The sequence below is a fragment of the Arthrobacter sp. D3-16 genome (assembly GCF_054408515.1).
On record NZ_CP096437.1, the window covers coordinates 1166106 to 1189380 of the forward strand.

Consider the following 23275-nt stretch of genomic DNA (forward strand, 5'->3'; position numbering starts at 1 on the left):
GGTCAAAAGACCGAAGCACCGGAACTGCCGCCTCCCGGCCGGATTCACGGGCCAGCGCTGACCGAGCGTCAGCTGAGGTCCGGTTTCTGCTTAAGCGTGGCCTGCAGCAGGTACGTTGTTTGCCGGCCGCACTGTTTGATCCGTCGCAGGTACCCCGCGGCCAGCCGGGGAAGTGCAACGGCTGCATCGGTGTCGCGGGTGTCGTTGCGAAGGGCCCATTCCAGGTCAATAGCCATGTCGGCAAGGCGTTCAGCGCCCACCATCTGGCTGGATGTTTTGAGGCTGAGCACCGCGTCCATCGATCCCCTGAAGTCCCCGGTTGTCAGGGCCTGCCGCAGCCGCTCAAGCCGTTCGGGCAGATGGCCGATGAAGTTCTGCACAAAAATCCGCCATACTCCTTCATCGCCTTCCAGCTCCTCGCGAAGCCTCTCCAGCACGGCAGGATTAAGGAGGGGCGCATAGCCGTCGCTTTGGGTCACTGTTGCCCCCCGCGGCTTGCCCGCCCGCCGGGCACAGTCCGGTGACACAACCGTCGCCTGCATAGCTCGATACCCATGACATGCCCCTGAAAGTCAAAACAGCTATAGCTATGTGCCTCCCAGCAGGACTTCTAATGGACGCTACGTGGCGGAGGATGGCGAGGCACGAGTAGTGAGTACTCGAATCTGCAGGCATGGGGAATCCGCCGCTCACAAGTGGTGGGGCGCCGTCCTCGAAATATGACGCCAAATGAACCCGCGTGACCCCCCGTTTCCGCTTCATTGAACGGCTTTCGGCCACTCCCTATGGTGAAACAATGACTAGTTCCAAGCCCGGGATGACCCGCATCGTGGCAGGTGAAAGCGCGGTCCCCAAGCGCACGCGTGCCATCGAGGCTGCCCTGGCCGTTGGGCTGGTCCTGCTGATCGTGGTGGGGGCAGTGGTGGCATCCACCGTGTCGCGTAATACTGAGGCGCAGGCTGTTGAGCCCACGCCCGCCGCGGACCTGAAGCTCGGATACTTTGGCAACGTCACGCATGCGCCCGCACTCGTAGGGATCAAGGAAGGCTTCCTGGCTGAAGCCCTTGGCGATACCGCCCTCAGCACTGAAAGTTTCAACGCCGGGCCCGCGGCCATCGAGGCGCTGAACGCCGGCGCTATTGATGCGGCCTACATCGGCCCCAATCCGGCGATCAACTCCTTCGTGAAGAGCCGGGGCGAGTCCGTCAGGATCGTGGCCGGAGCTGCCGCCGGAGGTGCCCAGCTGGTGGTCAAGCCGGATATCACCTCCGCCTCGGACCTCAAGGGCAAGACCCTCGCGTCGCCACAGCTCGGCGGAACCCAGGATGTGGCCCTGCGCGCCTGGCTTGCGCACCAGGGGTACAAAACCAACGTGGACGGCAGCGGCGATGTCGCCATCAACCCCACCGAAAACGCACAAACGCTGAAGCTGTTCCAGGACGGAAAGCTCGACGGCGCGTGGTTGCCTGAGCCGTGGGCGTCCAGGCTGGTCCTCCAGGCCGGAGCGAAGGTACTGGTGGACGAAAAGGACCTGTGGGATGGCAGCAGCACCGGCAAGCCCGGCGAGTTTCCCACAACCGTCCTGATCGTGAACCAGAAGTTCGCGGCCGACCACCCGGACACCGTGAAGGCGCTGCTCGCGGGCCACGCAAAGTCCGTGGCCTGGCTGAACGAAGCGCCGGCCGCGCAGAAGGCCTCCGTCATCAACTCGGCCCTGCAGGAGTCTGCCGGCGCACCCCTGGCCGAGGACGTCCTCGCACGGTCCCTGGCCAACATCACGTTCACCCTCGACCCGCTGGCCGGAAGCTACCCCCGGCTGCTGCAGGACGGGGTGGAGGCCGGGACCACCAAGCAGGCCGACATCAACGGTCTCTTCGATCTTCGCCCCCTCAACGGCGTGATCGCAGGCGACGGCGGCACCCCACGGATCGCGGCCGCCGGCCTCGGCCAGGACTAACCCCCTTTCATTACTACCTAAGGACGGCACCATGCCAGTCGTACTGGAACACCTGGGCAAACGCTTCGGCGACGGCGCCCCGGTACTGGACGACGTCAACGCCAACATCGGCAAGGGCGAGTTCGTTGCCCTCCTCGGTGCCTCCGGCTGCGGCAAATCCACCCTGCTGAACATCATGGCAGGACTGGAGGCGCCGACGTCGGGCGCCCTCGAGGTGCCCAGCGATGGTGCCGCCTTTATGTTCCAGGACGCCGCACTGTTCCCCTGGCTGACAGCCCGCGAGAACATCGAACTGGCCCTGAAGCTCCGCGGCGTCGGCAAAACCGAGCGCAAGGCCAAGGCCCAGGAACTCCTCGACCTGGTGCACCTGGGCTCCGCCGGGGACAAGCGCCCGCATGAGCTGTCCGGCGGCATGCGGCAGCGTGTGTCCCTCGCCCGGTCGCTCTCACAGGACCGGCAGCTCCTGCTCATGGATGAGCCGTTCGCCGCCCTGGACGCCATCACCCGCGACCTCCTGCACGACGAGCTCGAGCGCATCTGGAAGGAAACCGGGCGCACCATCGTCTTCGTCACCCACAACGTCCGTGAGGCCGTACGGCTGGGCCAGCGTGTGCTGCTGCTGTCCTCCCGCCCCGGCCGCGTGGTCCAGGAATGGGCAGTCACCGAGGAACACCGAACCGACGCCGGCCTTGCCGGCCAGCTGACCGGGGTCATCACTGCCCGGCTGCGTGAGGAGATTCGCCGCCATGCCAAGTAAGTCCCTGTCCAGCTCCGCGCCGGATGCCGCCCCCGCCCCTTCGCCGGACGGCTTCCGTCCTGCGGACGAAGCGTCCGGCTCCGACAGCGGCGCCGGCCTTCCCGACACTCGCAAGCTCGCGTCGGGTCCCTCGGCCGGTGCCTTAGATGCCACTACGGAACCTCAGCACGTCCACGCTGCCCTGACCCGCACCTCCACGGGCAAAGAGGACCTGCGGGAACTGGAATCCGGCCTTGACTCGCTGCAGTCCGACGCCGACCGCAAGCACCGGATCGACTGGAGCCGCGTGCTCCTGCCCATCGCGGCTCTGGTGGTCCTGGTCCTCATCTGGCAGTTCTACGTCTCGCTCGGGGTGAAACGCCGCGACCTGGTGCCCGGCCCCATGGACGTGGTGAACCAGATGGGGGTCCTCTGGAGCGAAGGCAAACTTCAGGAGTCCGTCTGGACCTCCATGCAGCGGGGGATTGTCGGCTTTGTCATCAGTGTGGCCATCGCTACTCCCGTCGGCCTGCTGCTGGCCCAGGTGGCTCCGCTCCGCCGCGCCTTCGGCCCGCTGATTTCCGGCCTCCAGGTGCTGCCCTCCGTGGCCTGGGTGCCTGCCGCCATCATCTGGTTCGGGCTCACCGACGCCACCGTGTACTTCGTCATCTTTATGGGCGCCATTCCGTCCATCATCAACGGGCTCATCTCCGGGGTGGACCAGATCCCGCCGCAGTACCGCCGCGTGGGCACCGTCCTGGGCGCATCACGGCTCCAGATGGCGCTGCAGATCATCCTTCCCGCCGCACTTCCCGGATACCTCAGCGGCCTCAAACAGGGATGGGCGTTCTCCTGGCGCTCCCTGATGGCCGCGGAAATCATCGCCGTGGGCGGCACCATCGGTTTCGGCCTGGGCTCGCTGCTGGACCAGGGCCGGCAACTGTCCGACATGTCAGTGGTGATGGCCGCAATCCTGCTCATCCTCGCCGTCGGCATCCTGATCGAGCTGCTGGTGTTCGCGCCGATCGAGAAACGCCTCCTGCGCAGCCGCGGCCTGCTCTCCGGCAGCACCCGCTAACAGCACCAGGACAAACCAAGCAAAGCCCGACGGCGACTCCCGCCGTCGGGCTTTGCTCTGTTTCCGCGAACATGCTGGGCAACGCGTGGAAGGCTCGGTGCTCTGGGAAACTGCTCTTGTGTGACGCAGCGTTACCTTACGTGAACTGGTGTTGCTCGGCCTTTGTTGGCGATTGTGACGCGGCCCTACCGTTGATTCATGGCAATTCAGGATATCTACCCCACCGCGCTGCGGTTGCTCGGCCGCCCGGTGCTGGTGGTCGGCGGTGGCCCCGTTGCTGCACGCCGCGCCAAGGGCCTGCTCGACGCCGGTGCCCAGGTCACCGTCGTGGCTCCGGTTGCCTCCGTTGCGCTCCGTGAGCTCGCCGACGCCGGCCTGCTCGCATGGGAGCCGCGCACCTACGCTTCCTCCGACGTCGACGGCGTCTGGTTCGTCCAGACGGCCACCGGCGATTGCGCTGTGGACGCCCAGGTCTCTGCCGACGCCGAGGCGCAGCGCATCTGGTGCGTCAATGCCTCCGACCATGAAGCCTCCGTCGCCTGGACCCCTGCTGTCGCCGAGGTGGACGACATCAAGATCGCCGTGAACGCCGGGGGAGACCCTCGCCGCGCCATGGCCGTCCGTGACGCCGTCGCCACCGCCCTCGAAACCGGAGACCTGCCGCTGCGCCGCCGCCGGGCTTCCGCCGGAAGCGTTGCCCTTGTAGGTGGCGGTCCCGGCGACACCGGCCTCATCACCGTCCGCGGCCGCCGGCTGCTCGGCCAGGCCGACGTCGTCGTCGCAGACCGCCTGGGCCCCCGCGAACTCCTGAACGAACTGGCCCCCGATGTCCGCGTGATCGAGGTCGGCAAGACCCCCGGCCACCACCCTGTGCCGCAGTCAGAGATCAACCGGATCCTCGTGGCGGAAGCCCTGAAAGGCCACCGCGTAGTACGCCTCAAAGGCGGCGACCCCTACGTCCTGGGCCGCGGCGGCGAGGAAGCCGAGTACTGCCGGCAGCACGGCGTCGAGGTAGAAGTGGTCTCAGGCGTCACCTCCGCGATTTCCGTTCCCGCCGCCGCAGGCATCCCCGTCACGCACCGCGGCCTGGCCAAGGGCTTCAGTGTGGTGACCGGCCACGAGGAATTGTCCGAGGTTCCGGCCCGCCCGGACCACACGGTTGTCCTGCTCATGGGTGTCGGCCAGCTGCGCGAATCGGCGTCCGCTCTGGGCAAAGCCGGTCTGCCCGCGGACACCCCGGTTGGTATTGTTGAAAACGGCTATTTGCCGAACCAGCGCGTCACCATCGGCACGCTCGGTTCCATTGCGGACCAGGCGGAAGCCGCCGGCGTCGCAAACCCGGCAGTCATTGTCATCGGTGACGTGGTGCGCGTGAGCCCGTTCGCGCCGTCGCACTTCAAAACCGCTGACTACAGCACCATCACCCCGAACAAGCCCCGAGTCCTCACCAGCTAGCCCACCAACCCAACGAGGTTGGGACGGACCGAAGAAAAGGAACACAGCCGTGTCATCAAGCACCACCGTAGGTTCTGCCGAACGCCCGCTGCGCGTCGCCGTCGTCGGCTCCGGCCCGGCAGGCGTCTACGCCGCGGACATCCTCACCAAGAGCGAAGCCGTCAAGAGCGGCGAGCTGACCGTGAGCATCGACCTCTTTGACCGCTACCCGGCACCCTACGGCCTGATCCGCTACGGCGTGGCCCCCGACCACCCCCGCATCAAGGGCATCGTCAACGCCCTGCACAAGGTCCTGGACCGCGGTGACATCCGCTTCTTCGGCAACGTGGACTACGGCACAGACCTCACCATCGAGGACCTCCGCACCCACTACGACGCCGTGATCTTCGCCACCGGCGCCATCAAGGACGCGGACCTGAACATCCCCGGCATCGAACTGGACGGCTCCTACGGCGGCGCCGACTTTGTCTCCTGGTACGACGGCCACCCGGATGTTCCGCGCGAATGGCCGCTGGAGGCCAAGGAGATCGCCGTGATCGGCAACGGCAACGTGGCCCTGGACGTGGCCCGCGTCCTGTCCAAGCACGCCGACGACCTGCTGGTCTCCGAAATCCCGGACAATGTCTACGCCGGCCTGAAGTCCTCGCCCGTCACCGACGTGCACGTCTTCGGCCGCCGCGGCCCGGCCCAGGTCAAGTTCACCCCGCTGGAGCTGCGCGAGCTGTCCCACTCCAAGGACGTGGACATCATCCTGTACCCGGAGGACTTCGAGTTCGACGAGGAATCCGACCGCCAGATCCAGACCAACAACCAGACCAAGACCATGGTGGGCACGCTCACCAACTGGATCGCCGAGCAGCCCGAGGACCTCTCCGAGCTCAAGGCCTCCCGCCGCCTGCACCTGCACTTCCTGCACAGCCCGGTGGAGATCTACGACGACGCCGAGACGCCGGGCAAGGTGGCCGGCATCAAGTTCGAGCGCACCGAGCTGGACGGCACGGGCAACGCCCGCGGCACCGGCGAGTTCGTGGACTACCCGGTGCAGGCCGTCTACCGCGCCATCGGCTACTTCGGTTCCGCCCTGCCGGAGATCGAGTTCGACCACAAGAAGGGCGTCATCCCGAACGACGGCGGCCGCGTCCTGGACGCGTCCGGCACCCACGTCCCGGGCATCTATGCCACGGGCTGGATCAAGCGCGGACCGGTCGGCCTGATCGGCCACACCAAGGGCGACGCCCTGGAGACCGTGACCTACCTGCTGGAAGACCGCGAAAACCTTCCGGTGGCTGCCGTTCCCGAGGCTGACGCCGTCGTCGACCTGCTCGACGCCCGTGGCGTGAAGTTCACCAGCTGGGAAGGCTGGCTGGCGCTGGACGCCCACGAGCTTGCCCTGGGCGCTGCCGCCACCGAGGCCGGCGGTTCGCACGGCGTTGAGGTCAAGCGTGAGCGCATCAAGGTGGTGCCGCGCGAGGACATGGTTGCCATTTCCCGCGACGGTGTCGCAGCGCAGGTCTAACAGGACAGCAACACACACCCGCACCCCAGGGTGCAGGTGCGGAGGTCACTTCGCGACCATCCCTAAGGGGTTTATGGGCGCTGGGTGACCTCGCGTTGTTTTAACGTGGCGGCGCTATTTCCCGGCCCCGCCGGCCGCCATCAGCTCCAGGCGCTTCAGCGTTTCGCGGTTCCGCACGGTGATCATCGGGTCCCGCATGATTTTTGGCACCTTCTTGCCCGGCCCCCGGATGGCGTCTTCGGCGATGGTGACGAGGCACTGGGATCCCTGGTCCTGGAGCGTGATCACAATCTTCGCTTCGCCCATGGGCCAGCCACGTGCGACCAGTTCCAGGGACTTTCCGGGTTCGGCGGCGGTCACCCGGGTGCTGTCGTTGATGACCAGCGGCCAAGCGCCCACGGAGTGGTGGAGGCGCGCTCCGGCCTGGGGCCAGGTGTCGTCCACGGCGCGGATCCGGGATGCCCCCACGACCCAGCCGGCGTACAGCCAGCCGTCGGCAATGACCCGCCAGACGTCGGCGGCAGGGGTATTGAACAGCTGGGACACGGTGGACATGGTGTTCCTTTCTGTGGTAGCTGGGCTGGTGGTGTTTCCCCCGCGAGCGGAAGCGGCGGCAGCATGCCCGACGACGGACGGCGGGGATTCCTGCGCCGCCTGATACGAGCGCTCACGCAGGCGGCGGGTCCAGTCGTAGGTCTGTGTGCCGGGCGGCTGGTTCTCGAGTGGATTGAAGCGCAGCGGCGTATCGGCCGGCTCCGGGGAGGCGCGCAGCCACAGTTCGCCGCACTGCCGCCACGGCCCCGCAGGCTTGGCCCAGTACAGGCCAAGTACCCACTCGCCGCCCGTCACCGACCCTTCCGGCAGGCTTATGGTCCGGAGCCCCAGCAGCACGGGACCTTGTCGGCCCCGGTAGGGCATCAGCGTGGTGAAGGTGGCAGAGGAGACGTCGAGCCTGGGCTGGAGCAGGAACCTGCCCGGAAGCTTCCAGCCGGTGGAGGAAAACAGCACGTCGCCCGCCACGCCGTCGTTGGCCTTGCCCGACGCCCCGCTGCGGGAGGGTGTCACCCGGAGCGCCAGCCCGAGGACGTCGGGCAGCCTCTCGGGCAACCCGGCCGAACGCGAAAACCGGGCGGCAACGGCGTCAATCCCGGGAGCGTCGAGCCAGTCCAGGCCGCTCGGCTCGCCGCGAGTCCCGGTCCTGGCCAGTTCTCCGCTCAGGCCAATTCCCTTGGGATGGATCGGCCGGTCAGGGCGGACTACTTTGAGGAGCCGGAACAAGGCGGCAAAGGCGCGGCCACCTGCCTCGGTGACGGCAGGGGCCACGCCGCGTGGCCCGTCGCCTGCTGTTTGGTCCCTCAGCAAGTGCTGCGTCATGCTTCCTTCCTACCCATCTCGAGGGGAACTACATTCGTCCGAACCGCGACCGGATCAGGGCGAATAATCCGTAGGCGATGAATCCTGCCCCGATGGCGACCAGAACATAGGGGCCGAATGGGTGGTCCCGGAGGGCTTTGAGGCCGCCGTCCAATCCGGTGGACTCCTCCGGGCTGTGCTTGGCGGCAGCGATGACAAAGAGCATGCCGGTAAGGCCCAGAGCGGCGCCTTTGGAGATATGGCCAGTGACGCCAAGGGTGTCGATCAGCCGGCCGCGCCGGGTGCCGTCAAAGTGGAAGAGCTCCTCCTTGAACCCACGGCGCACGCCCTTGAAGACAAAGTAGATGCCGATGCCGATGATGGTCAGGCCCAGCGCCACCAACGCCCACAGGCCCAGCGGCGTAGCCATCAGCTTTGCACTGAAGTCCCGGGTGCTTTCGCTGGAATCCCCCCGCAGGCCCACGGCAAAGCCCGCGAAGCTGAGTCCGACGCTGGTGTACGCAATTGCAAGGAAGCCCGACGAGATCAGCTTGGATACACGTTCCTTGCGGGGCAGTCGGCGTGCCCGCAGGGTCGCCTCGCTTGCCTGCCACAGCCCCAGACCGATGCACGCCGCGACGCACATCCACATCACTGCCGGACCCCAGGGGTTGTCGGCCAGTTGTTCAATGGCACCTGTAGGTTCGGCTTCGCCGGGCTGGCCAAAAGCCACGGCGATGGCTATGGCCCCGATAATGACATGCAGCAGGGCCATCACGGCGAATCCGGTCCGCGCCAGGACGTCCAGGGCGGGGTGGTTGGACGCTTCCTCGACGGCGTCCGCGGCCTGGCTGATGGTGGAGTCGCTGTCCGACATTGCTCAGCCGTTCATGGGCCCTTCGGCACGGATCTTCTCCGCGCCGGGTCCTTCAAGGTGAACGGTGCAGCGGACCACAAGCTTTCCGGGGGCGTTATCCAGCTCCACCAAAGAATCATCCGCGCTCAACACCGTGAAGACCTCGGATCCCGCCACAACGGAGACACCCTTGGCTTTCGCGGTGTCCCGGGCATTCCCGAACGCCTCCCGCTGAAGCCCCTGCACGTAGCTGTCGTCATTTTCACGGGCGGGGTCTCCGAAAGCCCAGCCGAACAAACTGCCTGTAGTTCCCATGCCGACGATATTACGCGGTCCGTCCGTCGCAAGACGGGCTTTCGTAACATTAGTAAGTGTGCTTACCATAGGCGGACCATGACCTCGATGGGACACGGCAAGTGAAGTCCGCAGGCGCGGCATCTCAACCAGTTCAACGTTAGGAATGCACATCATGGCAGGAAATCTCATTGCCCGGTCAGTTCACGATCTGACGGCAGCAGCATGGTTCGGTGGATCTTTGATGGGTGCCATCGGCCTGAACGGTGCAGCGGCGGCAGCCAAGGATCCGTCCGAGCGTACCCGGCTCTCCAGCGCCGGATGGATGAAATGGGCGCCGTTCCAGACGGCAGCCTTTGCCTCGCACCTCGTGGCGGACCTCGCCATCGCGTGGGAGAACAAGGAGCGCATCGCCAAGCAGGACGGCGTGGCCCGGGACACCATAATCAAGACGGCGGTGACGCTGGCGGGCGCAGGAGTGACCCTTTACTCCGGAATCCTTGGCAAGAAAGTTGAAAAGCTGGCCGGTGAGGGCGCTGAGGGCGCCACCGAGCCGCGGCCTGGCGCCTCTGATGAACTCCAGGCTGCCCAGCAGCAGCTCAAGATGCTGCAGTGGGTGATCCCCGCGTTCGCGGGCCTGGTGGTCATCCTCGGTGCCAAGCATGGCGAGATGCAGCGTCCCAAGAACGTCTTCACGGGCCTGCAGCGCTAACCAACAGCGGAAGCGCAGAGCATACGACGACGGTCTGGCACCCAAGTGCCGGACCGTCGTCTTTTGTGTGGCTTTGCTATGGCAAGCCCCGGCTAGACCGGCTGGCTGTTGGGCGGTGGCAGGTCCGGGTTCATGTCCTCGAGTTTTGGATCCTCGGCCGTCCACACCTGGATGATGGCCCAGGCGACGGCGGCCAGCGGTACGGAGAGCACCGCGCCCACGATGCCGGCCAGGATGGTTCCGGCCGTCAATGCCATGAGGATCACCAAGGCGTGGAGCTGCAGCGACTTGCCCATCACGATGGGCTGCAGGAGGTCGCCCTCGAGCTGGTTGACGGCGATGACCACGGCCACCACAATCAACGCCACCACCGGACCGTTGGCCACGAGCGCCACCAGGGCGGCAAGGATCCCGGCAACAGTGGCACCCACCAGCGGGACAAACGCGCCGATGAAGACGATGAGTGCAAGGGGGATTGCCAGCGGAACCTGGAGGATCAGCAGTGCGGCTCCAATGGCTACAGTGTCCACCAGCGCTACGATCGCCGTCCCGCGGACGTAGCCGCCGAGCACTTCAAGGGTACGTTTGCCCACCCGGCGCAGCTTGGCCTCACGTTCCCCCTTGAAGGGGCGGAGGAAGAAATTCCAGATCTTTGCCCCGTCCTTCAGGAAGAAGAACAGGATGATGATCACGAGGCTGGCGCCGGCGATGAACTCGGTCACCACAGACAGTCCGGTGATGGCGCCCGAGCGGACCTGACTGCTGGTGGCGAACTGCACGATGCCCTCGCGGGCCTGGTCCAGTTGCTCCTGCTCCAAGGGAATGGGGCCGGTAAGCAGGAACCTCTCCAGCTCGTCCAGCCCGGATGCAGCCTGCTGGGCCAGTTCGCCCCACTGGTTGCGGACGGAGTAGTAAATAACCGTGCCAACGCCACCCAGCACCAGAAGCAGCCCGATGAAAGCGATGCCGGTTGCCAGCCCGCCCCGCAACCCACGGCGGCGAAGCATATTGACGAACGGGCCGATGGCGGCCGCCAGGATGAGTGCGATCAGGATCGGTATCACCAGGAGCTTGATCTGCATCAGGGCATAGACCGATACCACAGCCACTGTCAGGATCAGCAGGATCTGGGCGGAGCGTATGCCCACCCGTCCCAGTCCGTCCGCCCAGAGTGCGCCGGGCGGCTTGGGTTCCTCCTGTTTCCTCGCAGCCGGTGCCGCAGCCTGCTGCAGGGCTGAGCCGGCGGCGGGTGCCGGCTGCGCGGTGTCGCTGCCTGGCCCGTGGTCGGTCAGGCGTGTTGCTCGCGCCATGGGGTCTCCTTATCTTGGCGGGTGCCCTAGCGCGCTGTACACGGCAGGGATACTACCTTTCTCAGATAGTAAGCCTACTGACCGATTAAGGAAGGGTGAAACCCCGAAGCGCAAAACAACTACGCGGCAAGCCACTCCGCGCAGGAGTTCAGGTTTGCGTTGACGGTGGCCACAGCCGCGTCCTCGTCCCGCCGCTCAATGGCTGCCAGCAGCACATCGTGCCCCTCGTGCTGGAGCCCGTCGAATCCCGGCCGGCGCAGCTGCTGGAGCAGATCCCCGTGGACCACGGCGCCGAAGCTGACGTACAGCTCGTGCAGCAGGGGATTGCCCGATGCCTGCGCCACCCGCTCGTGGAAGCCCCAGTCCGCCCGCGCCCAGGCCTCGTAGTCCTCCGAGTTCCAGGCCGCGTTCCGGCGGGCGAGGAGGGCGCGCAGGGCTGCGACGTCGTCGGCTGTTGCATTCCGCGCCGCCAGCCGGGCCGCTTGGGTGTCCAGGCCGAGCCGGACTTCCAGGATGTGGGCTTCAGTGTGGTCCTGGTACATGCGGCGGGCTGCCCCGGAGATTTCGCTGGTTGCCCGGACGTACGTGCCATCGCCGCGGCGGACTTCCAGCATGCCGCTGTGGGCGAGCGCCTTGATGGCCTCGCGGAGGGTGCCACGGGAGACGCCGAGGTCGGTGATCAGCCCTGTTTCGGACGGGATGCGCTGGTGGAGGGGCCACGCGCCGGACTGGATCATGGTCCGCAGCTTCGCTGTGACTTCCTCAGCGAGCGGCGGGCGGTGTGAGGGGGTCAGCGCCACGGCAGCCTACTTACCCTTCCCGGCTGTGGCGCCGGCCGTTGGGTTGGCGGCGCGGCCGGCAGTGCCGCCGTGAGTGCCGGGTGCAGTCCCGGAGACACTCCGCGTCATTGCGCCTCCGGTGATCAGGTGCGCCACCACAATTTGCACCAGCGCCAGGACCAGCAGCAGGGTGAGGGGCAGGGTCCAGCCGCCGGTTGCGCTGTGCAGGAGGCCCATCCCGAAGGGCCCGGTGGTCGCGAGCAGGTAGCCCGTGGACTGGGCCAGCGTGGACAGCGCCGTGGTTTCGGCCGTGCTCGCGCCGCTGCGGCTGATCATCACCATCACCAGCGGGAAGATGCCCAGGCCGAAGCCCAGCAGGATCGCGGGAACGATGGCAAGGCCCACGGGCAGCACCAGGAGCAGTGCCAGGCCCACCGCCATGGTGACACTGACAAGGTAGAACGCGGGGCGCAGCATCCTGGGGCGGGAGCCGATGGCGATGAGCAGCATGCCCGCGGGGACGGACACCAGCTGCATCAGCCCGAACATCAGTCCGCTCCCGGAAGCGTCCATCCCCATGGTGGTGAGCATGTACGGGAACCAGCTCAGCAGCGCGTAGGCCAACAGCGCCTGAAGCGTGAAAATGGCAGTCAGCAGCAGCCCTTTCCTGGTCCGCAGCAGCGGCCAGGGGGACACATGCCCCGCGGTCGAACGGGTGCTGTTCCGGTGCGCGTGCAGAGCTACGGGCAGGAAGCCCAGGAATGCCGCCACGGCAGTGATGCCAATGGCGCCGACGGCGGCTGACGGCGATCCGAGGGCCTGCGCCAGGGGGACGACGGCGACGGCGGTGACGGTGGCCCCGGTGGTCATGGTCACCGTATAAACGGCGGTCATGAGCGACGTCCGGGCGGCGAAGTGCTCGCGGATGAAGGACGGCATGGCCACGTTGCAGACCGCCAGCCCGGACATCCCGAGCACGCTGCCGGCCACGAGCATCCCGGTGGCAGGGATTCCGCGGAGCAGGAGTCCGCCGGCCAGCATGGCCAGGGACAAAAGGATCGCCTTCTCAACACCCAGTTTGCCCGTCAGCCAGGAGGTGGCGGCGCCGGCCAGGGCGAAGCACAGGGTGGGGATGGACGGGATGAAGGCAGCCACCAGCGGCCCGTAGCCCAGCATCGTCTGCAGGTCGTGCAGCAGCGCGGATGCCCCGGTGATGCCCGCACGCAGATTAAGCCCGATCAGCACCAGCGCAATAACGCCGAACACAACGGCGGAACGGGGCCGGGTGAGCGGGACCCCTGAGGCGGATGCGGAGGCAGGCGGCACCGCAGCCTGCACAGGGAACGGCGCCGTGGCCACGGCGGAGGGTGCGGCAGCAGGAGCGGGGGGAGTGGCGGGCATCTTCCAAGGCTAAAGGTTGGACGTTTGATGTCTCCAGTTTTGTGGCCAAGCTCTCCCGGCCCATCCTGCCCGGGCAATAGACTTCCACCGAGGGCACGGGCACCACCTGGCCCGCAGGCAGGACCAACGCGGAAGGACGGCTGTGAAGGCTTCCCAAGGGATCGAGATCGAAAAGAAGTACGACGTCGGCAACGATGCCGCAGTGCCCGCGCTGGAACAACTGCCTGGCGTTGCCCGCGTCGGAACGCCCCATACCGCTGTGCTGGAGGCCGTCTACTTCGATACCGACCGGCACGCGCTCGCATCCCGCCGCATCACCCTGCGCCGCCGCACCGGCGGGATCGACGCCGGCTGGCACCTGAAGTTGCCTCCCGAAGCCCAGGCCGGACCCGGAACAGAACCCCAGCAGCGCCGCGAGCTGCACGCACCGCTTGGCCAGCCCGACGTCGTACCCGACACCCTCCTCGCCCACGTGCAGGCATACCTCCGCGGAACGGAAGTGGTGCCTGTGGTCAGGCTTGAAACACGCCGCACCACCCATGCGCTTTACGGGGAGGACGGCGTTCATTTGGCAGACCTGGCCGATGACCAGGTGGAGGCGAGGCGCCTGCACGGACCTGCGGGTGAACAGCCACAGCGCTGGCGGGAGTGGGAACTGGAACTGGTCAACGGCGGGCCGGACCTGTTCGGCCCCGCTGAGCCACTCCTCACAGCCGCCGGCGCCCGTCCCGCCGGACACGCATCCAAGCTCGCGCGGGCGCTCGGCAGCGTTGGAAACGGGAGCGGGGAACAGGAGGAGGAAAGCCCCTCCGCGCTCCTGGCCGGAAAGAAGGCCCCGGCCGCCGCCGTCGTCACCGCCTATCTCGCGGAGCAACTGGGACAACTCTTCGCCGGGGATGCCGCCGTCAGGCTGGAGGAGCCTGAGGCTGTCCACGACATGAGGTCCGCCACCCGGCGGATCCGCTCGGTGCTGGCTGCCTACCGCAAGCTGTACCGCGCTGTCCCGGTACGGCGCCTCCGGGACGAACTTGGCTGGCTGGGCCACCTGCTGGGCGAACCCCGGGATGCCGAAGTCCTGCTGGGCCGGCTCCGGGTCCACCTTGATGAGCTGCCGCCCGGCGAGGGGACGGACGCAGCAAGGGAACAAGTAGAGCACAGGGCCGGGGCTGCCTTCGACGCCGGATACCGCCGGCTCCGGGCGGCGCTGCAGTCGGAACGCTACTTCCGGCTGCTGGATGGTCTTGAGGACTTCTGCCGCCAGCCGCCGGTGCTGTCGCAGACAGTGGCCCCGGGGCGGACCGTTGCCGCAAAGGTGGTGGAGAAATCCGCCCGCCGCCTGCGGCGCTCGCACAAGGCCGCAGCCCACGCCAGGCGAGGGACGGCCCACGAAAACGCCCTCCATCAGGTCCGCAAGGACGCCAAGCGGCTCCGCCATGTGGCCGAGTCTGCGGGCCTGGTGCGCGGCAAACGGCCGCAGAAGGTGGCCAAGGCCGCCCACCGGCAGCAGCGGATCCTGGGCGACTTCCACGACGCCCTGATTGCGCGGAACCTGCTGCAGTCACTCGAAGCAGGCCACGCGCTGCCTGAGACCACTGCTGAGGCCCTGGCCGCGCTGCGGGTCCGCCAGGCGGAACTGATGGACGCGGCCGAGGCCAGGTACCGCAAAGCCCGCAAGAAGTCCCGCAGCCTGCTGAAGCCCCGGGTTATTTAATCCCCCGGGGAGTTCCCTTACTTTCCCTGCCGTGCGGACAGCCGGGCCACCGCCAGTGCCAGCCACAGCTGCACGCGGTCGGTGGTGACGGCGGGGTCGTAGCCGGTCAGTTCGGTGATCTGTGCCAGCCGGTACCGGACCGTGTTCCGGTGCAGGGTGAGTTCCTCGGCGACGGCGGCCACAGAGCCGTTGTTGTTGAGGTAGCTTTCCAGCGTGGTCATCAGTTCCGCGCCGTGCGCCGCGTCGAACGTCCGGAGCGGATTCAGTGACTCGTGCGCCATGTCGGCCAGCGGCACATCTTCACTCGCCAGCAGCAGCGACGTCAGGCTCAGCCGCTCCGGTTCGTTAACGGGAAGCCCGTGGCTTGCCGCGTCGCGCGCCTCGAAGTAGCTCCAGCGCAGGCCGTTCGGCTTGGTGTACGCGCCGCCGATGCCGATGGTCGCGTGGATGCCCGCCTCGGCCAGGTGGTCACTCAACTTCCGCGCCAGGGAGGGCGCCGCCCCGCCGTCGTCGTTCATCACCAGCATTAAATCCTTGCCCACGACGGCGGCCACCGCCTTCTCCAGTTCCCGCGGCACCGAGGTGCTCACCAGCGCCTTGTGATGGGCTGCGGAAACGGCCAGCAGCACGACGTTCTTGCGGGTGCTGTTCACACCGACGCCGGCCAGGCGGCGCTGCGCCTCACTGGTTTCCAGCGCCCCGTGGATCACATCCTCCAGCACCTGCCCGCACAGGGCGCGCTCGGCCTGGCGCTGCTTGACCATGTTGTTCAGTTCAACGCTGATCAGGTTCTGGGCATACCCGATGATGCCGCTGTCCTCGAAGGGCTTGCGGACCCACAGCGTGCAGGCGTCGCGCCGGCCGGTGGGGATGGGGTACGAGGCCCAGGTGTCAGCCTGCGGCGTGTCCTTGCTGCTGTTGTACAGCTGGGCCGTGAACTGGGTGAGGGCAATGTCCGCCCGGAGCATGCCGCCCAGGTGCTTCAGCAACTCAGCCAGGCCGCCGCCCGTCAGCAGGGCACGGGCCAGCACCTGATGTCCTGCGATCAGCCGCTCCAGCTTGGCGAAGTGGTCCGCAGACTGGGCGTCCGCCACCAGTTTGCCGATGGCGATGAACGGCGTCTCGTACGGGACCTCCACCACAGGCAGGCCCCAGCGGTTCGCCTCCGCGAGCAGCGCCGGCGGCACAGCGTCATGGGAAAGGCCCACCCCAAAACCGATCCCCACCGCCCCTGCCCGCTGCACCTGCCGGACAAACCGCCGCTGCTCGGGTGCGGACCTCAGCCTCAGGCCGGTGGTGAGGATAAGCTCGCCGCCGTTGATGAACCGCTGCGGATCCTCCAGTTCGGTCACTGCCACCCAATTGATGTCCTGGTGCCACGTCGTCTCGGCAACCCCTGCCTTGGACAGGTTCAGGGATTTGACACCCAGGAGGGCAGCAAGGGAAATGGCCATGAACCAAGGATAAACGGCTGCTAGTCAACCGCACTAAAAAGCAGCAGGAAGGGTGTGCAGGTGGCTATTCACGGCAACGGGGTGCTGGCATAGGCTCAAGGCAGTCAGATCCATCCGCTTTGCCGCCGATGGCCCCCAGGAAAGAGGTTGCACACCGTGGTCCAAACCTTGCAGAACTTCATCAACGGGACGTTTGTTACGCCCGCCGGCACCGGCACGCTGGACATCGTCAATCCCACCAACGGTGACGTTGTGGCGCGCTCGCCGATTTCCGTCCAGGAAGACGTTGATGCAGCGATGGCCGCCGCCAAGGAGGCCTTCAAGAGCTGGAAGCACGTCACCCCGGGCCAGCGGCAGCTGATGCTGCTCAAGCTCGCAGACGCCATCGAGGCCAACAGTGACGAACTGGTGGAGGCGCAGCACCGCAACACCGGCCAGGTGCGTTCCCTGATCGCCTCGGAGGAGATTGCCGCCGGCGCAGACCAGCTGCGTTTCTTCGCCGGAGCGGCGCGGATCCTCGAAGGCAAGTCCGCCGGTGAATACTTCGAGGGCCACACCTCCTACGTCCGCCGCGAACCCATCGGCGTGGTGGCCCAGGTTGCCCCGTGGAACTACCCGTTCCTTATGGCCATCTGGAAGATCGGCCCCGCGCTCGCCGCCGGCAACACCGTGGTCCTGAAACCCTCGGACACGACGCCCGAGTCCACCCTGGTCCTGGCCCGCCTTGCCGGTGACATCCTGCCTGCCGGCGTCCTGAACGTTGTGCTCGGCACGGGCAAGACCGGCGCCATGATGGTGGACCACAAGGTCCCGGGACTCGTGTCCATCACCGGCTCCGTCCGCGCCGGCATCGCCGTTGCCTCCGGTGCTGCCAAGGGCCTCAAGCGGGCCCACCTGGAGCTGGGCGGCAAGGCTCCGGCCATCGTCTTCAAGGACGCCGACATCAAGAAGAGCGCCGCAGCGATTGCCGAGTTCGCATTCTTCAACGCCGGCCAGGACTGCACGGCCATCACCCGCGTGCTGGTCGAGGAAACCGTGCACGACGACGTGGTGGCAGCCATGGTGGAGCACACCAGGACCCTCCGCACAGGCTCCCAGAACGACGAAGACAACTACTTCGGCCCGCTGAACAACGTGAACCACTTCAACCAGGTCACCTCGGTGGTGGAGAGCCTGCCCGCGCACTGCCGGATCGAAACCGGTGGACACCGGGCGGGGGAGAAGGGCTTCTTCTTTGAGCCCACCATCATCACTGGCGCGAAGCAGTCGGACAACATCGTCCAGCAGGAAACGTTCGGCCCGGTCATCACCGTGCAGAAGTTCAGCACGGAGCAGGAAGCCGTGGAGCTGGCCAACGATGTGGACTACGCCCTGGCCTCCAGTGTGTGGACCTCCAACCACGGCACCGCCATGCGCCTGAGCCGCGACCTGGACTTCGGCGCAGTCTGGATCAACACCCACATCCTGCTCACCGCCGAGATGCCCCACGGCGGCTTCAAACAGTCCGGCTACGGCAAGGACCTCTCCATGTACGGCGTCGAGGACTACACGCGCATCAAGCACGTGATGTCCGCGCTCGACGCCTAATCCTGCCCCTCAACCTCGCTCCGCTTCGGCCAGGGAATCCCGCCGGCGTGGGCCCACCCAGCAAGGAAAGAATCATCATGACCACCACCGCATCAGACATCACCTTCCGCCTGGAGCAGAAGCGGCGCGTCCAGGCCGACTTCCCGGGCCCCAAGTCGCTGGCCCTGGCGGAGCGGCGCAAGTCCGTAGTCGCCGCAGGCGTTGCGTCCGGCGTCCCGGTTTACGTTGCAGACGCCGACGGCGGCATCATCCACGACGTGGACGGCAACTCCTTCATTGACCTGGGTTCAGGCATTGCCGTGACCAGCGTCGGAGCCTCCGATCCCGCCGTCGTGGGCGCCGTGAAGGAAGCTGTGGAGCACTTCACGCACACCTGCTTCATGGTCACCCCGTACGAAGGCTACGTGGCCGTCGCCGAGCAGCTGAACCGCCTCACCCCGGGCGACCACGAAAAGCGGACAGTCCTGTTCAACTCCGGTGCCGAAGCAGTGGAGAACGCCATCAAGGTGGCGCGCCTGGCCACCGGGCGCGACGCCGTCGTGGCTTTCGACCACGCCTACCACGGCCGCACCAACCTCACCATGGCGCTGACCGCCAAGGCCATGCCGTACAAGACCAACTTCGGTCCGTTCGCGCCCGAGGTCTACCGCATGCCCATGAGCTACCCGTACCGTGAGGAAAACCCGGAGATCACCGGTGCCGAGGCCGCCAAGCGCGCCATCACCATGATCGAGAAGCAGATCGGCGGGGACCAGGTCGCCGCGATCATCATCGAGCCCATCCAGGGCGAGGGCGGCTTCATTGTCCCGGCCGAGGGTTTCCTCCCCGCGCTGGCTGACTGGGCCAAGGAGAAGGGCATCGTCTTCATCGCCGACGAAGTCCAGTCCGGGTTCTGCCGCACCGGTGAATGGTTTGCCGTGAACCACGAAGGCGTCATCCCGGACATCATGACCCTGGCCAAGGGCATCGCCGGCGGCATGCCGCTGTCCGCCATCACCGGACGGGCAGACCTGCTCGACGCCGTCCACCCCGGCGGCCTGGGCGGCACCTACGGCGGCAACCCGGTAGCCTGCGCCGCCGCCCTCGCCTCCATCGGGACCATGGAGGAATACGACCTGGCCGGCCGCGCCCGCCACATCGAAGCTGTTGCCACCACCCGCCTCCGCGAACTGCAGACCGAACTGGTTGGCACCGGCACAGGCGTGATCGGCGACGTCCGCGGCCGCGGCGCGATGCTGGCCATCGAACTGGTCCAGGCCGGTTCCAAGGAACCAAACCCGGAACTGACCAAGGCCGTTGCCGCCGCCTGCCTCAAGGAAGGCGTCATCATCCTCACCTGCGGCACCTACGGCAACGTCATCCGCCTGCTGCCCCCGCTGGTCATCACCGATGACCTGCTGAACGACGGCCTGGACGTCCTTGCCGCGGCCATCAAGGCCAACGCATAACGGCAGGCACCTGGAGTTAGCGCCTCCTCGCAACGGCGCGAACAAATCCTGAGGCCCCGGAACTACCGTTCCGGGGCCTCAGGGGTTAACAGCGATGTATTCTGACGCCGCTATCTGACGTCGTTGTCCGGTCCGCCAATGACGACCTGCGCCGGGCTGTGCAGGACATACCCGTTGAGCCAGGAAAACAAGGCACGGACTTTCTGCTGGAATCCGGACAGGAGGGCAAGATGGACCAGGAGCCAGGACACAAAAGCCAAGGATCCCTGAAGCTGGACGCGCTTGCGGCCAAGTTCAGCGACGGCGGCACCGCGGCCGATCATGGCCATGTATCCCTTGTCCGTGTAGCGGAAAGGCTGCCGGGTACCGCCGTTGAGATCGGCATAGACGTTGCGGGCCGCCCACTTTCCGGCCTGCTGGGCCACGGACCCAAGCTGCGGCAGCTTCGCCCCGGTTGAATCGGTGATGTTGGCTGCGTCGCCGATGACGTAGACGCCTTCCAAACCGGGAGCAGTCAGGTCCGTGCGGACGTCGATCCGTCCACCTTTTCCCTGGGGAAGCCCCGAACCGGCGAGCAGGTCGCCGGCTTTCAGGCCGCCGGCCCAGACCACGATGCCGCCCGGGATGTCCGTCCCGTCTGCAAGCGTCACACCATCTGCCCTGACCTCGGTCACGCCAACTCCCATGTGCAGTTGGACACCGATCTTCGTGAGGCGCTGCCGGGTATATTCCTGCGACTTGGACGAGAACATGGTCAGTACTGTCGGGACCATGTCCACGAGGTGCACGCGGCAGCGTGCCGCAAGTTCAGGGGAGAAGTACTTGGTCACCACGAATTTGATGTTCTCCGCCAGGGCTCCGGCGGTCTCCACGCCGGTAGGGCCGCCACCGACCACCACCATGTCCACTGCGGACTCCGGCTCCCTGTCGGCCCGGTCCAGGAGCCGCGTCACGCTGGTGCCCAGCCGCGTGGCGTCCGTGACCGAATACAACGGGAAGGCATGTTCCTCGGCGCCGGGGGTATTGAAAAAGTTCGGCACGGCGCCGACGGCAACCACCAGGGCCTGGGCCCGGAACGTGTCACCCTCGGCGGTGGTGACAGTGTGATTGGCGGCATCAATTGCGGCCACCTCCGCAGTCAGCACCCGAACGTTTCGAAGCCGCCGGAAGACGGACCGAATGGGCCGGGCTATGGCTGACACGCCGATCTGTGACGTGGCCACTTGGTACAGCAGGGGCTGGAACTGGTGGTAGTTGTTCGAATCGATCAGCAGTACGCGCACGCCCTTGCGGCCAAGTTCCTTCGCTGCGGCTATGCCGCCGAAACCGGCCCCGGCCACGATGACCTGATATGAGTCCTCCATCCGAGCAACCTACTCCACCGGGGGTCCCGGCAACAGTGCCTAGGAGGATTTCAGAGCCGCTTTGCTCGCCCGCCGTGCCACGGACGTCTTGCGTGCGTTCCGGAGCATGTCCACGGTCAGGACGAGCAAGGCCACCCAGACCACTCCGAACCCGATCCACCGGTCGGGGGTCATCGCTTCCTTGAACACCACGAGGGCGAGGACAAACTGCAGCAGGGGTGCGAAGTACTGGAGCAGCCCGATGGTGGTCATGGGGAGCCTGCGCGCGGAGGCACCGAAGAACAACAGCGGCACCGCGGTGATCACACCGGAGGCCAGCAGGAGCCAGAAATGGCCCGGGCCCTGGGTGGTGAGGGTCGCCGTTCCGGCTGCGGCGAGGTAGACCATGGTCACCGCCGCGAACGGGGCCAGCACCATGGTTTCCACACTGAGGCTGGTGACGGCGTCAACCCTGGGGCCAACACGTTTCTTGACGAAGCCGTAGAGGCCAAAGCTGAATGCCAGGGTCAGGGCGATCCACGGCAGCTTGCCGTAGGAATAGGTGAGGACGCCCACCGCGACGAACCCGATCCCCACCGCCGCCCACTGCAGCGGACGAAGCTTTTCCTTCAGCACAAACACGCCCAGCAGGACGGAGACCAGCGGGTTGATGAAGTAGCCGAGGGAGGCCTCCACTGCCTGTCCCGTGGTCACCCCGTACGTGTACGTCAGCCAGTTGACGGCAATCAGGAACGCCGCCAGGGCCAGGGAGCCAAACACGGCGCGGTTCCGCAGCGCTCCGGCCAGGGCGGCCCACGAACGGGTGACGGTGATCAGCAGCGCGCAGAACAGCAGCGACCACACCACGCGGTTCGCCACGATTTCCACGGCACCGGCCGGCATCAGGACAAAGAAGTACAGGGGGAGCAGCCCCCACAGCCCGTACGCCCCAATGCCAAAAAGGATCCCCGCCGTCGTCTCCTTATCCACTGCCTTGGGCGGCGCACCCCTGCTGCCTGCCGCGGACGCTGCCCCCGGAACTTCCGACCCCGGCGCAGAGGGCCATGCCGGAGGTGCGGACGGAGCAGGGACAGGCGAGGGGGATCCATCGGGAGAGGGCACGACATCCATAACATCAGTTCCAGGGCAGGTATTCCGGCAAATAATCAGTAGGCTTGCTTTTATGATATTTGCCGACCGGATGGAGGCCACCTGATGAGGCTCCGGCGCAGCAACGCCTCAGGCCGTGGATACCGCCGGGTCGCCGCAGGCAAGGGGTTCAGCTACCGGGACCTCGATGGTTCCACGCTGCCGCCGGGCCCTGTCCGTGAGCGGCTGGAGGGCATCGGTATCCCGCCGGCCTGGACAGACGTGTGGATCGCCCCGTTTGAAAACGGGCACATCCAGGCCACCGGGGTGGACGCTGTGGGCCGGCGGCAGTACATCTACCACCCGGAATGGCGGGAACGGAAGGACCGGCTGAAGTTCGACCGGGCCCTGCAACTGGCCGAATCGCTTCCCGCCGCCCGCCGGCGGGTCACCATGGACCTGCGCGGCGAGGGGTTCTCCCGCGAGCGGGTCCTCGCCGGAGCCTTCAGGATGCTGGACAGCGGGTCCCTGCGGGTGGGGTCCGAGCGGTATACCAACGAAAACGGCAGCCACGGTCTGGCCACCCTGCTGTGCGCCCACGTCCAGGTGCGCAAGGACCGGATCCATCTGAGGTTCCCGGCCAAGAGCGGCAAGGACTGGGAGTCCGAAATCCGCGACGCCGACCTCGCGGCCCTGCTGCGCCTGCTCAAGCGCCGCGGCGCCAACGCCAGGCTCCTGGCATATAAGGAAGGCCGGCAATGGCGGCCCGTCACCAGCGCGGACATCAATGCGTACGTGAAGGAGCGGACCGGTTCGGACTTCACCGCCAAGGACTTCCGGACGCTGCGGGGCACGGTGGCTGCCGCCGCCAGCCTCGCCAGGACGGGCCCCCAGCGGACGGCTGCCAAGCGCAAGCGGGCCATCAGCCGTGCCATGATCGAAGCGTCCGAGGTGCTTGGCAATACGCCGTCGATCGCGCGTAAGAGCTACGTTGACCCGCGCGTGCTGGACCACTACCACGAGGGCGAAACCATCGACCCCAAGCGGCCCGACTCCGCCGAAGCGGAGCTGCGGGCGCTGCTCTACCGCGAGGGCAACGTGGTGCCGCTGGCCAAAAGCGGCTAGGGCCCCGGCGTTACAGGCAGCGTTATTTCGCGGAACCGGTTAATTAGAATAAGTGACTGTGCGCTGCAGCT

At 66.7% G+C, this 23275-nt stretch carries 20 protein-coding genes; 10 read left to right on the forward strand and 10 right to left on the reverse strand.

Annotated elements, in window-relative coordinates:
• Nucleotides 1-68 precede the first annotated feature (68 nt).
• A complete protein-coding gene (locus tag M1D32_RS05610; protein ID WP_458781343.1) occupies nt 69-479 on the reverse strand; it encodes an Hpt domain-containing protein in 411 nt (136 codons plus the stop codon).
• Nucleotides 480-817: 338 nt separating this feature from the next.
• On the opposite strand from M1D32_RS05610, the gene M1D32_RS05615 reads away from it, so the two are divergent.
• The 5 genes from M1D32_RS05615 (at nt 818) to M1D32_RS05635 (ending at nt 6742) form a co-directional block, all read left to right on the forward strand.
• Nucleotides 818-1957: an ABC transporter substrate-binding protein gene (locus M1D32_RS05615; protein WP_458782111.1), complete on the forward strand. Its 1140-nt coding sequence runs from the start codon at nt 818-820 to the stop codon at nt 1955-1957.
• 31 nt (nt 1958-1988) lie between these two features.
• Nucleotides 1989-2714, forward strand: coding sequence for an ABC transporter ATP-binding protein (locus tag M1D32_RS05620; RefSeq protein WP_458781344.1), 726 nt, complete (start codon nt 1989-1991; stop codon nt 2712-2714).
• On the forward strand, nt 2704-3771 hold the full coding sequence (locus tag M1D32_RS05625; protein WP_458781345.1) for an ABC transporter permease: 1068 nt from the start codon (nt 2704-2706) through the stop codon (nt 3769-3771). The genes M1D32_RS05620 and M1D32_RS05625 overlap by 11 nt, the downstream gene beginning before the upstream one ends.
• A gap of 198 nt (nt 3772-3969) precedes the next feature.
• Complete coding sequence (gene cobA / locus M1D32_RS05630; RefSeq protein WP_458781346.1) at nt 3970-5226, forward strand: uroporphyrinogen-III C-methyltransferase; 1257 nt, start codon at nt 3970-3972, stop codon at nt 5224-5226.
• A 49-nt stretch (nt 5227-5275) separates the two neighbouring features.
• The gene (locus tag M1D32_RS05635; RefSeq protein ID WP_458781347.1) at nt 5276-6742 is read left to right on the forward strand and encodes an FAD-dependent oxidoreductase; all 1467 of its coding nucleotides are present in this window, start codon (nt 5276-5278) and stop codon (nt 6740-6742) included.
• A gap of 114 nt (nt 6743-6856) precedes the next feature.
• Here the strand turns inward: M1D32_RS05635 and M1D32_RS05640 are convergent, their stop codons facing one another.
• From M1D32_RS05640 to M1D32_RS05650, 3 genes are read right to left on the reverse strand one after another with little or no spacing between them, the layout of a single operon-like run.
• Complete coding sequence (locus M1D32_RS05640) at nt 6857-8116, reverse strand: SRPBCC family protein (RefSeq protein WP_458781348.1); 1260 nt, start codon at nt 8114-8116, stop codon at nt 6857-6859.
• A gap of 28 nt (nt 8117-8144) precedes the next feature.
• Nucleotides 8145-8972 (reverse strand): DUF1206 domain-containing protein, encoded by an 828-nt coding sequence (locus tag M1D32_RS05645; protein WP_458781349.1) that lies wholly within the window; start codon nt 8970-8972, stop codon nt 8145-8147.
• A gap of 3 nt (nt 8973-8975) precedes the next feature.
• Nucleotides 8976-9266, reverse strand: a complete 291-nt coding sequence (locus M1D32_RS05650; protein ID WP_458781350.1) for a hypothetical protein — start codon at nt 9264-9266, stop codon at nt 8976-8978.
• Nucleotides 9267-9420: 154 nt separating this feature from the next.
• On the opposite strand from M1D32_RS05650, the gene M1D32_RS05655 reads away from it, so the two are divergent.
• Nucleotides 9421-9957 (forward strand): hypothetical protein, encoded by a 537-nt coding sequence (locus M1D32_RS05655; RefSeq protein WP_458781351.1) that lies wholly within the window; start codon nt 9421-9423, stop codon nt 9955-9957.
• A 92-nt stretch (nt 9958-10049) separates the two neighbouring features.
• Here M1D32_RS05655 and M1D32_RS05660 read toward each other — a convergent pair whose 3' ends face one another.
• The 3 genes from M1D32_RS05660 to M1D32_RS05670 form a co-directional block, all read right to left on the reverse strand.
• Nucleotides 10050-11267 carry an AI-2E family transporter gene (locus M1D32_RS05660; RefSeq protein WP_458781352.1) on the reverse strand — a complete coding sequence of 406 codons (1218 nt, stop codon included), beginning with the start codon at nt 11265-11267 and terminating at the stop codon, nt 10050-10052.
• Nucleotides 11268-11386: 119 nt separating this feature from the next.
• Nucleotides 11387-12067: a FadR/GntR family transcriptional regulator gene (locus tag M1D32_RS05665; RefSeq protein ID WP_458781353.1), complete on the reverse strand. Its 681-nt coding sequence runs from the start codon at nt 12065-12067 to the stop codon at nt 11387-11389.
• Nucleotides 12068-12073: 6 nt separating this feature from the next.
• Nucleotides 12074-13447 (reverse strand): MFS transporter, encoded by a 1374-nt coding sequence (locus tag M1D32_RS05670; RefSeq protein ID WP_458781354.1) that lies wholly within the window; start codon nt 13445-13447, stop codon nt 12074-12076.
• 142 nt (nt 13448-13589) lie between these two features.
• Between M1D32_RS05670 and M1D32_RS05675 the strand changes: the two genes are divergently transcribed.
• Nucleotides 13590-15158 (forward strand): CYTH and CHAD domain-containing protein, encoded by a 1569-nt coding sequence (locus tag M1D32_RS05675; protein ID WP_458781355.1) that lies wholly within the window; start codon nt 13590-13592, stop codon nt 15156-15158.
• Between the two features lie 17 nt (nt 15159-15175).
• Here the strand turns inward: M1D32_RS05675 and M1D32_RS05680 are convergent, their stop codons facing one another.
• The gene (locus tag M1D32_RS05680; RefSeq protein WP_458781356.1) at nt 15176-16612 is read right to left on the reverse strand and encodes a PucR family transcriptional regulator; all 1437 of its coding nucleotides are present in this window, start codon (nt 16610-16612) and stop codon (nt 15176-15178) included.
• 156 nt (nt 16613-16768) lie between these two features.
• Between M1D32_RS05680 and M1D32_RS05685 the strand changes: the two genes are divergently transcribed.
• Nucleotides 16769-18199 carry a gamma-aminobutyraldehyde dehydrogenase gene (locus M1D32_RS05685; protein WP_458781357.1) on the forward strand — a complete coding sequence of 477 codons (1431 nt, stop codon included), beginning with the start codon at nt 16769-16771 and terminating at the stop codon, nt 18197-18199.
• Nucleotides 18200-18276: 77 nt separating this feature from the next.
• On the forward strand, nt 18277-19647 hold the full coding sequence (gabT, locus tag M1D32_RS05690) for a 4-aminobutyrate--2-oxoglutarate transaminase (RefSeq protein ID WP_458781358.1): 1371 nt from the start codon (nt 18277-18279) through the stop codon (nt 19645-19647).
• A 110-nt stretch (nt 19648-19757) separates the two neighbouring features.
• Here gabT and M1D32_RS05695 read toward each other — a convergent pair whose 3' ends face one another.
• A complete protein-coding gene (locus M1D32_RS05695; RefSeq protein ID WP_458781359.1) occupies nt 19758-21011 on the reverse strand; it encodes an NAD(P)/FAD-dependent oxidoreductase in 1254 nt (417 codons plus the stop codon).
• Nucleotides 21012-21050: 39 nt separating this feature from the next.
• The gene (gene rarD / locus M1D32_RS05700; protein WP_458781360.1) at nt 21051-21980 is read right to left on the reverse strand and encodes an EamA family transporter RarD; all 930 of its coding nucleotides are present in this window, start codon (nt 21978-21980) and stop codon (nt 21051-21053) included.
• A 225-nt stretch (nt 21981-22205) separates the two neighbouring features.
• Between rarD and M1D32_RS05705 the strand changes: the two genes are divergently transcribed.
• Nucleotides 22206-23204, forward strand: coding sequence for a DNA topoisomerase IB (locus M1D32_RS05705; RefSeq protein ID WP_458781361.1), 999 nt, complete (start codon nt 22206-22208; stop codon nt 23202-23204).
• The last annotated feature ends 71 nt before the right edge of the window (nt 23205-23275 follow it).

Coding starts and splice junctions, on each gene's coding strand:
- gabT (WP_458781358.1), top strand. CDS start 18,277: ATGACCACCACCGCATCAGACATCACCTTCCGCCTGGAGCAGAAGCGG.
- M1D32_RS05625 (WP_458781345.1), top strand. CDS start 2,704: ATGCCAAGTAAGTCCCTGTCCAGCTCCGCGCCGGATGCCGCCCCCGCC.
- M1D32_RS05655 (WP_458781351.1), top strand. CDS start 9,421: ATGGCAGGAAATCTCATTGCCCGGTCAGTTCACGATCTGACGGCAGCA.
- M1D32_RS05640 (WP_458781348.1), bottom strand. CDS start 8,116: ATGACGCAGCACTTGCTGAGGGACCAAACAGCAGGCGACGGGCCACGC.
- M1D32_RS05660 (WP_458781352.1), bottom strand. CDS start 11,267: ATGGCGCGAGCAACACGCCTGACCGACCACGGGCCAGGCAGCGACACC.
- M1D32_RS05615 (WP_458782111.1), top strand. CDS start 818: ATGACCCGCATCGTGGCAGGTGAAAGCGCGGTCCCCAAGCGCACGCGT.
- M1D32_RS05620 (WP_458781344.1), top strand. CDS start 1,989: ATGCCAGTCGTACTGGAACACCTGGGCAAACGCTTCGGCGACGGCGCC.
- M1D32_RS05680 (WP_458781356.1), bottom strand. CDS start 16,612: ATGGCCATTTCCCTTGCTGCCCTCCTGGGTGTCAAATCCCTGAACCTG.
- M1D32_RS05650 (WP_458781350.1), bottom strand. CDS start 9,266: ATGGGAACTACAGGCAGTTTGTTCGGCTGGGCTTTCGGAGACCCCGCC.
- cobA (WP_458781346.1), top strand. CDS start 3,970: ATGGCAATTCAGGATATCTACCCCACCGCGCTGCGGTTGCTCGGCCGC.
- M1D32_RS05695 (WP_458781359.1), bottom strand. CDS start 21,011: ATGGAGGACTCATATCAGGTCATCGTGGCCGGGGCCGGTTTCGGCGGC.
- M1D32_RS05670 (WP_458781354.1), bottom strand. CDS start 13,447: ATGCCCGCCACTCCCCCCGCTCCTGCTGCCGCACCCTCCGCCGTGGCC.
- M1D32_RS05645 (WP_458781349.1), bottom strand. CDS start 8,972: ATGTCGGACAGCGACTCCACCATCAGCCAGGCCGCGGACGCCGTCGAG.
- M1D32_RS05705 (WP_458781361.1), top strand. CDS start 22,206: ATGAGGCTCCGGCGCAGCAACGCCTCAGGCCGTGGATACCGCCGGGTC.